Consider the following 8,591-nt stretch of genomic DNA (forward strand, 5'->3'; position numbering starts at 1 on the left):
TTTTGGAGGTTTGTGATGGCTGATTTGGTAAAGATTTTTTATGAAGTAGGGAAAGCCTATAAAGATGAAATATATGACAACTACAATCAAATACATTCCAAAAATATTGAGAAGATTATAACAGTTGATATAGCTAATAGTGATTATCAACCTATAGTTTATGACCGTGATGTGATGGTTCATCGTTTTTTCCTTCGTGTGACATCATCAAATGGTGGCAACTTATACCCTTTTCTTTTTTTGAGTGATAAGGTAATTGATGGTGTAAAGAAAGCATTTAAAAATATGGGGAAATATCTTGATAAAGATAATAAAAAAAGAGTCAAAGAGATTGAAGAGAAGATTGATTATAAAAAATTAGAGGAGAATATAAGTTCTTATATTGGAGAGAAGAATATCTATTTAGGATTGCTTTATGAAGATAAAACATTTAATGAATATTTTCCAGTTATAGTTGATAACTATATTCAAAATGTTTGCAAGGGCGATGTTGAACTGAAAGCAAACTGTTATATCGATGGTGAGGCAGTTATTGGGTTTGATGCAGGTCTTAATTTTTGTAGTGTAAATGAACTTCCAACTGCATTACGCAAAGTTACAAAATATCGTCTATTACCTCTTAGTAAAGAAGCTGCTTGTTTGGTAAAACAGGGGTTTCAAAAGGTTTTTGAAGAACAGATTTTCCGTTTCTATCTCTTTGGACACTCTTACTATTTATTACCAACACTTTTTATAGAAAATAAGCGAGCCTTTTTTGAGAAGCTTGAAGAGAGTGCAAAAGATTTTGATCAAACAATCAAAGAGAAATATACATTGGAGCGTCGTCTTGAACGTCTTGTGAAGTCACTTGACGGTGAGAAGATGTCTCAAAAGGTACTCTTTAGTTTTTTGTTTGCAGATAAAAATAATAATGCTATCGATCTTTATCAGATGATTGAAGATGTAGCACCTTCAAGAATTACTACGGCAAGAGCTTTGATGAAAGATTACTACATAGAGTCTGCAAACTATAGTCGATTTACCAAAAAAGCAGATTACAAAGAGGATGATGTCTATATACGGGATTATATAGATGATTCGTTGTTCTTGGCAAAACTAATTTTTGGTAAAGAGAGTATTCCTCACTCATCAAAACTTGAATCGATGATAGCAAAGAAGATTCTTTTCGGATTTAATGGACTAAATTGTGAAAAACGAGAGTTCTCCAAAGTGCTTGGAGGATATTTTAAAGATGATACCAACTTTGAAAAACATCAAAGATTTATCAATTTTCTTGAATCGCTTGGTGTATTGGCATTTGGTGGAAAAAACTTGATTGATATGGAGGTTATGATGGAAGATGTTGGGCAGTTTTCAGAGATAGCAGAGCAGAAGTTTGCAGAGGTTGAGTTGCTTAAAAAGCTTAAAGCCAGAGAGTTTTATGCATTGGGAGCATTGGCACAGTTTGTAATGAATTGGCAGTATGCAAATGGTAGTGATGCGTTGGCAAAATATCTTGATGGTATCGGTTCGATTACAATGCAAAATGTCGATCGAGTCTTTAGAAAGGTTTATGAGGCATCACGAAAGTATGGTATGGGTGGAAAGGATTATGATGATCTTATGAATCTTTATGTCAAGGCTAAAGAGGCTGTAAAAAAAGAGGATGTGATTTCGATTGATCAAGCCAATATCGCTTTTGTGATGGGAAGCATTGATTTTAAAAACTATAAAGATAGCAAAAAAGAAGAAGGAGAAGAAAAATGAGTTATGCAAAGCAGTCGGAGATACTTTTTCTTTGGGATGGTGAGAGTTGGAATCCAAACGGTGATATGCTAAATGCCAATGCACCCCGTTATGATGAGATCAGTCGTAAAGCACTTGTGAGCGATGTACGCATTAAGCGAACGATTCGAGACTTTTTAGAGAGTCGTGGAGAAGAGATTTTTGTAAAAGAAGAGCCTTATAAAGATGGTTTAGCAGATGGCAAACGTCGTGTTAAAAGTGTTGTTGGTGATGCAAAAGATGTAGAGAAGGCTATTTTAGAGAAGTGTATTGATGTGCGTGCTTTTGGTGGTGTTTTCCCTGTTGAAAAGCAGACCAATAGTTTGACAGGTCCTATCCAATTTAAAATGAGTAAGTCTATTAATGAGACTGAAATTGTTTATGTTAAGGGTACGGGTGCTTTTGCAAGTAAAGAGGGAAAAGAGAATAAAACATTTCGGGAAGAGTATATTTTACCCTATGCAGTTTTTGCAACTTATGGTGTGATTAATGCTTTAAACAGTGAAAAAACCAACTTAAGTGAAGAGGATGTGAAAAAGATTCTTGAGGGGCTTTGGCTTGGAACTAAGAATCTAATTTCTCGTAGTAAATTTGGGCAGATGCCAAGATTCCTTTTTCGTATTATCTATAAAGAGCCAGGAACCTATATTGGTGGGCTTGATAATCTTATTAAATTGAAGAGTTCAAAAGTTGCCGAACTTGAAATTCGTTCTACTAACGATTATAGTATCGATCTTAGTGAAATTGTTAAACTAACTGAAACGTATGCTGATAAGATTGCGTCGATTGAGTATGTTTGTGATGACTATATTGATATAACACCGCTTCCTGAAAATTGGGAGCGTAAATCGTTTGGTATTTAACAATGATTATAGGCTTTCAGATTCGGGCTGATTACGGTCACTTTAGCCATCCAGCCACGATCTATAGCTCATTAACCTATCCTGTTCCGCCTAAAACCACAGTGATGGGAATGCTTGGTGCAATTGCAGGTGTAGAGGACTATTTAGCTCTTAATGCAATGCGTTATGCTGTGATTGTAGAGCGTTTGGATGGTAAACGACAATTCTGCTTTAATGGTATTAAAGAGGCTCTCTCTCAACTTAACCCAGCAAAGGGTAGTGGTTTTACAAAGGGGAGAAAACAGTTTTATCGTGAGCTTTTGGTAAACCCCCATTACCGAATCTATTGTGATTTGAGTGATGTTGCACAAGATTTTAAAGAGCGGTTGGTTGAAATTTTAAAAAGCGAACGTTCACTCTATCCACTCTATATGGGGATTAACTTCTGTTTGGCGGAGTACCACTTTTTAGGATTGTTTGAAGCGATGAAGGGAAAGAGAGAAGAGGTTTGGATCGACTCTATGATTCCTTTGTCGTATGATTTTGAGATAGAGCCTAATAAGCAATATACTGATGTACGTATGGCTTGTACCATTGCAGAAGGTCGGATTTTTGGTGATTTTAGAGACTTTTTAGTTGAGACAAGTGGGCAATCTATCCTTTGTAAAAATGCTGATTTTGATGAGATAGATGGCAGGAAGATTGTATGGAGCTAGCTTACCTTTCACATCCTAAGAAACGGTTGGTTGATCATATTGAGCGTATTGTTGCATTTGATACAGATGAACTGTTTAAAACCTCTGCAAAGTTTCACGATCTTGGCAAAGTGTGTGATAAATTTCAGCGTTATATTAAAAAAGAGATCGCCAGCTCTGATCCACACTCTGCCGTCTCTGCTATCGCCTTTTTAATTAATCGATATGATGAGTTTGATTCCAAAAGCAAACTCTTTATCTTTAATGCAATCCGTTCACATCACGGTTCACTTGCATCAAAAAAGTATTTAATTGGTATGCTTTTAGATGATGACTCAAGGGAGCTTCGATTGTGTCAAGAACAGTTAAAAGAGATACTCAATAAGCGTGATGTGTGTAGTTATTTTGAGATAGATTCTGATGATATGGAGATTGCCCTTGAGTTTGGTTTTGAGATTGAAGATTTACGTTTTGATATGGATGACTATATTACGCAAAAACTTCTCTATTCTAAATTGATCTTTGCTGATAAGTATGAGGCAATTACTTCACATACTTTTATCCCAAACGATTTTAACTATCCACTTACATCACTGCATACTTATAAAAAAGATCGATTACGCTTTGATTCTGACCGTACAGAAATTGCACAAACTATTTTAGAAAATTATCAAAAAAACCCTAATAGTCATCTCTATACTCTTACGGCTCCAACAGGTATTGGTAAAACGCTTATTTCACTTGAGTTAGCACTAAAAATTGCCGAGAAAAAAGGTAAAAATAGAGTTATCTATACCATTCCATTTACAAGTATTATTGATCAGACTGCCACCATATTTGATCGCATTTTCCCCAATCAAATTACAAAACACCACCATAAAGTTGATTTTAAAGAGGATGGTGAGAACCATTATGACTATGATCGTATAAAGTATTTGGTTGAGAGTTGGAGCCACTCTTTTATTGTAAGTACCTTTTACCAGCTTTTTTTTGCCATCTTTAGTGAGAATAATAGTGATAATGTAAAACTTCAAAGTCTTCGTAATAGTGTCATTGTGCTTGATGAAGTACAGGCAATTCCTTTTGAGTTGTGGAAGGTTTTGCAACCATTGTTTGACACATTGGCAAAAAAGCTTGATGCAGTCTTTATCTTAATGAGTGCAACCATGCCAATTGTAACTAATCGTGCTATTGAATTAGCACCTAAAGAGCAAATTTTTCAAAATAAAAATCGTTATCGAATCGGTTATTTAAGACTTGAAGCTGAAAATGAAGATGAGCGTTTACAAGTGCTTAGTCAGCAAATACTCAAGATGGCTAAAAGTGGTGATGGCTCTTCTTCTATTTTATGTGTTGTTAATACAATTAAAAACTCAAAACTACTCTACCATCTACTTGCTAACGTATTAGACAAAACTACTCTTTATGTACTAAATTCATATATGCTTCCAAAAGATCGAGAAGCGACGATTGACGCATTACGTGAGCCAAATAGTAACCGTGTCAAAGGGAAAATCCTTATTTCAACACAGGTGATTGAAGCCGGAGTTGATTTAGATTTTGATATAGGTTTAAGAGAGTTGTCACCTTTAAGCTCTATTGTCCAAACAGCAGGAAGGGTGAATCGTGAAGGCAAGCGAGAGCAAGCAGAGGTGCTTGTCTTTGATACATTGGGATTTCAAATTTATGATTCTGTCTTAATGAATGCTACCGAACACTATCTCAAAGAGACACTTGAGCGTAAAGAGAGCATTGAAGAGGCAAATATCTTAACGTATGTTGAGAACTTTTTTAAAACACTCGATATTCGTTTAAGTGATCGTAAAGAGATTCTAAAGGCTATAGAGAATTTTGATTTTCATAAAATTGGTCAGGCAGTAAGAGAGATTTTTAGAACAGAATCTGACTATACCGTCTCTATTGCACTTGGTATTGATTTAAAAGATGAAGAGTCAAAATATTTTGAAAAGTCGCAAACACTTAATCAGTGGGAGTTAAAGAGCTATAAAGAGCGACGTTTTAAGGCATTTGCTTCATCGATTATCAATATTAAACGTAAAGATTTGGAAATGTTGGGTATGAATGTTCAAAAAAGCGATATTTTCGGTCTCTATTATGTTGATTATTTGGATGGTATTTATGACTCTAAAACAGGTTTTCTTATTGCTGAAGAGCAAGAGAGTTTATCGGCATTTGATTAAGTTTAAAAGTGTTTAGAATGTCTAATATAACCTTCACCCCCGAACTCATCTCTGGTACAACTGTCCACTACTATGTTACCTGCAAGCGTGAAGCGTGGCTCTATGCACATAAAGTTTCAGCAGATCAATCTGATGAGAATATTTTGATGGGAAAAGCATTAGCCGAGATTAAAGAGAAAGATTTGCATCAATTTCCATTTTCTAATCTCAAGTTTGACAAAATTGGTAAAGAACGGGGGCATTATCTGGTAACGGAGTATAAAAAGAGCTTTAAAAACCCCGAAGGGGCAAAGATGCAACTCCTTTTTTATATGTACCTACTCAAAAAAAATTTAAAGCTCAAAGAGATTAATGGCAAGGTCATAAGTGGTAAAAAGGTGATCTATGTAGAGGGTAGTGAAGAGAATATGCAGATGATGGAAAAATTGCTTGAAGAGATTGCCACGTTTGTATCAAACCCCCTACCACCAAAGCCAAAGAAAATTCCATTTTGTAAAAAGTGTGGATATAGAGACTACTGTTTTTAAAGGTTAGTAATGTATGTTATCCTATTTTATGATATTGCCGATCGCTCACTCAAAGAGAAAGATAACTCCCGTCGTATTCGCAAAGCGGTGGAGAAATACTTGCCAAGGGTGCAATACTCTGTATTTGAAGGGGAGATTCGCCTAAGCGATCTAAAAAAACTCAAGGCAACCTTGAAAAAAGAGGTAGAGCAAGAGCTTGATTCAATCATTATCTATGAGTTCGATAAACCAAGCTATTCACGCAGGGAAGTGATAGGAATTGACAAAAATGAATCTCTCTTTAGTTAGGAATTGATATGCAAAAAAGTGACCGTACCCATTTTATTATCTCACCAGGAAAGCTTAGACGTAAAGATAACAACATATATTTTGACCGCTATGATGAAGATGGTGAAGTGGTTCAAACAAAGATTCTACCGATCAATGCAATAGATGAAATTTATCTACTTGCACGGGTTGAGGTAGATAGTTATACCATTGCATTTTTAGCCGATAACAACATTCTTCTTTATCTCTTTAGCCCTTATCAGAGTTTTAGAGGAAACTTTTACCCTAATACTCCAAATAGTGTGAATAAGAGCGGTTTTGTGCTACTTCAACAGGTACGGGCATTTGATGATCCAAAACAGAGACTCTATATTGCCAAAGCAGTGACCGAAGGGCAGATTCGCAATGGTGCTTACAACTGTAATCGAAGAGATGTAGTATTTGATGAAGCACCCTATATGGAAGCACTTGAAAAAGCTAAATCAATTTCTGAAGTGATGGCAGTCGAAGGGAGTTTTAAAAAGTCGTACTATCAAGCGTGGAATAAGATTATCAAAAATCAGCGTAGCTTTAAGTTTACTACACGTAGTAAACGTCCGCCAGCAGATAAAATTAATGCTATGATCTCATACATCAATACCCGAATCTATAATGTTGTTTTGAGTGAGATTTATAAAACCGAACTTGACCCACGTATTGGCTTTTTGCACGAACCCAACTATCGTGCGTTAAGTTTGCATCTAGACATAGCAGAGATTTTTAAGCCAGTAATTGGAGATAATCTAATTTTTACTCTCTTAAATCGTGAACAGATTACAGCAAAAACATTTAAAACAGATGCCAAACGCATACGTTTTACTAATGAAGCCATTCAAACAATTGAAATAGAGATGATCAAAAAACTGACTGATCAGATCAAAATTGGAGAACAAAGACTCACTTGGCGACAGGTAATAAGACGAGAAATTAATCATCTTAAACGGTGTATTTGTGAATACGACAGTTACCAACCATTCATTCAAAGCGAACCTAAATAAAGCTATATTTAAGAAATAAAGATTGCCGATATATCGGGGTTTCATATAGTAGAAAGTTTTGAAATCAAGTGACTTTAAGGTATAATCTTATAATCAAATAGTTCTGAAATGCCTAAAAATAGGTAATAGATTGCTATTTGAAGTATCCCTATGGGATTTGAAACGCTGGTTTTTGCGGTCTGTAGGCTATGACATCTACTATTTGAAGTATCCCTATGGGATTTGAAACGAGATAGATACTTTGATACAAATATTCGCTTCAGTATTTGAAGTATCCCTATGGGATTTGAAACGCTCTATAAATGAGTGCAGATCGTGTCCCATCTCTATTTGAAGTATCCCTATGGGATTTGAAACGTTTTTGCAACTCTTCAGGAGTCATTTTGGACTTGATTTGAAGTATCCCTATGGGATTTGAAACTCATAATATGTTTGATCATCTATAGTGTCAGCAAATTTGAAGTATCCCTATGGGATTTGAAACTGAGACAGATACTTTGCTGCATAGACAGTTAATTGAATTTGAAGTATCCCTATGGGATTTGAAACGGTAGCAAGGGCGATGTCGTGAAGTCACTTGGCTCAATATTTGAAGTATCCCTATGGGATTTGAAACCACGCGAAGAGAAAAAGGAGCGGGAAGAGCTTGTTATTTGAAGTATCCCTATGGGATTTGAAACCAGAACTTGGAGAGGCGTGAAGTTTGTCAGAAAAATTTGAAGTATCCCTATGGGATTTGAAACTTAACGCACCGCACTTTCGAGACCTTGTAGTTCAATTTGAAGTATCCCTATGGGATTTGAAACTGTAGCTGAATGTATCTCTGTAGGAAAACGACTAAATTTGAAGTATCCCTATGGGATTTGAAACATACACAAAATGAGCAGTTTGTTGATACTGCTGAAAAGAATTTGAAGTATCCCTATGGGATTTGAAACTTACATCACCAAACCAACTCATAGTTTATCCTCCTATAATACATTTATAACTTCTCATCACTCAAAAGAGGATGAAAAAGTTATAAAAGTTGTGTTAGCATAAAGACAGTTGTGTTAGCTGCTTTTTGCAATTCACAGTCAATGGCACAAATTAAAGATCTGTTTGTCCTTGTCAGAAGATGACCCAACAAAGCCTATCTAATTTGGGCTAGCTAACTCACCTATGAAACGCTATTGGAGAGCTTATGTTCTACCGTTCTATAGAGTTAGGAGGCTGTGAGCACAACCCAAATATCAAGCAATCAAGAAGGAGTTATGTT

7 protein-coding genes and 1 CRISPR repeat array are annotated in these 8,591 nt (G+C 35.7%); all 7 genes read left to right on the forward strand.

Translation table 11 applies throughout. The features are described from left to right. Window positions 1-15 precede the first annotated feature (15 nt). From BM227_RS08615 to cas1, 7 genes are read left to right on the forward strand one after another with little or no spacing between them, the layout of a single operon-like run. A complete protein-coding gene (locus tag BM227_RS08615; protein WP_092913021.1) occupies window positions 16-1,746 on the forward strand; it encodes a hypothetical protein in 1,731 nt (576 codons plus the stop codon). Further along, window positions 1,743-2,627: a type I-B CRISPR-associated protein Cas7/Csh2 gene (gene cas7b, locus BM227_RS08620; RefSeq protein WP_092913023.1), complete on the forward strand. Its 885-nt coding sequence runs from the start codon at window positions 1,743-1,745 to the stop codon at window positions 2,625-2,627. The genes BM227_RS08615 and cas7b overlap by 4 nt, the downstream gene beginning before the upstream one ends. A gap of 2 nt (window positions 2,628-2,629) precedes the next feature. After that, a complete protein-coding gene (gene cas5 / locus BM227_RS08625; protein WP_092913025.1) occupies window positions 2,630-3,322 on the forward strand; it encodes a CRISPR-associated protein Cas5 in 693 nt (230 codons plus the stop codon). After that, the gene (locus tag BM227_RS08630) at window positions 3,313-5,502 is read left to right on the forward strand and encodes a CRISPR-associated helicase/endonuclease Cas3 (RefSeq protein WP_092913027.1); all 2,190 of its coding nucleotides are present in this window, start codon (window positions 3,313-3,315) and stop codon (window positions 5,500-5,502) included. The genes cas5 and BM227_RS08630 overlap by 10 nt, the downstream gene beginning before the upstream one ends. A 17-nt stretch (window positions 5,503-5,519) precedes the next feature. Then, a complete protein-coding gene (cas4, locus tag BM227_RS08635; protein ID WP_092913029.1) occupies window positions 5,520-6,029 on the forward strand; it encodes a CRISPR-associated protein Cas4 in 510 nt (169 codons plus the stop codon). A 9-nt stretch (window positions 6,030-6,038) separates the two neighbouring features. Next, window positions 6,039-6,317, forward strand: a complete 279-nt coding sequence (gene cas2, locus BM227_RS08640) for a CRISPR-associated endonuclease Cas2 (protein ID WP_092913031.1) — start codon at window positions 6,039-6,041, stop codon at window positions 6,315-6,317. Between the two features lie 8 nt (window positions 6,318-6,325). Continuing rightward, entirely contained in the window at window positions 6,326-7,333 is a 1,008-nt protein-coding gene (gene cas1, locus BM227_RS08645; RefSeq protein WP_092913033.1) for a CRISPR-associated endonuclease Cas1, read from the forward strand. A 135-nt stretch (window positions 7,334-7,468) separates the two neighbouring features. Next, window positions 7,469-8,271: a CRISPR direct-repeat array (repeat unit 29 nt; unit sequence ATTTGAAGTATCCCTATGGGATTTGAAAC). The last annotated feature ends 320 nt before the right edge of the window (window positions 8,272-8,591 follow it).

It is taken from the genome of Hydrogenimonas thermophila (genome assembly GCF_900115615.1).
Classification (GTDB): Bacteria; Campylobacterota; Campylobacteria; order Campylobacterales; family Hydrogenimonadaceae; genus Hydrogenimonas; species Hydrogenimonas thermophila.

Bases quoted from the DNA above. Each gene is read 5' to 3' on its own strand.
- BM227_RS08615 (WP_092913021.1), top strand. From the start codon at position 16: ATGGCTGATTTGGTAAAGATTTTTTATGAAGTAGGGAAAGCCTATAAA.
- cas4 (WP_092913029.1), top strand. From the start codon at position 5,520: ATGTCTAATATAACCTTCACCCCCGAACTCATCTCTGGTACAACTGTC.
- cas2 (WP_092913031.1), top strand. From the start codon at position 6,039: ATGTATGTTATCCTATTTTATGATATTGCCGATCGCTCACTCAAAGAG.
- cas5 (WP_092913025.1), top strand. From the start codon at position 2,630: ATGATTATAGGCTTTCAGATTCGGGCTGATTACGGTCACTTTAGCCAT.
- BM227_RS08630 (WP_092913027.1), top strand. From the start codon at position 3,313: ATGGAGCTAGCTTACCTTTCACATCCTAAGAAACGGTTGGTTGATCAT.
- cas7b (WP_092913023.1), top strand. From the start codon at position 1,743: ATGAGTTATGCAAAGCAGTCGGAGATACTTTTTCTTTGGGATGGTGAG.
- cas1 (WP_092913033.1), top strand. From the start codon at position 6,326: ATGCAAAAAAGTGACCGTACCCATTTTATTATCTCACCAGGAAAGCTT.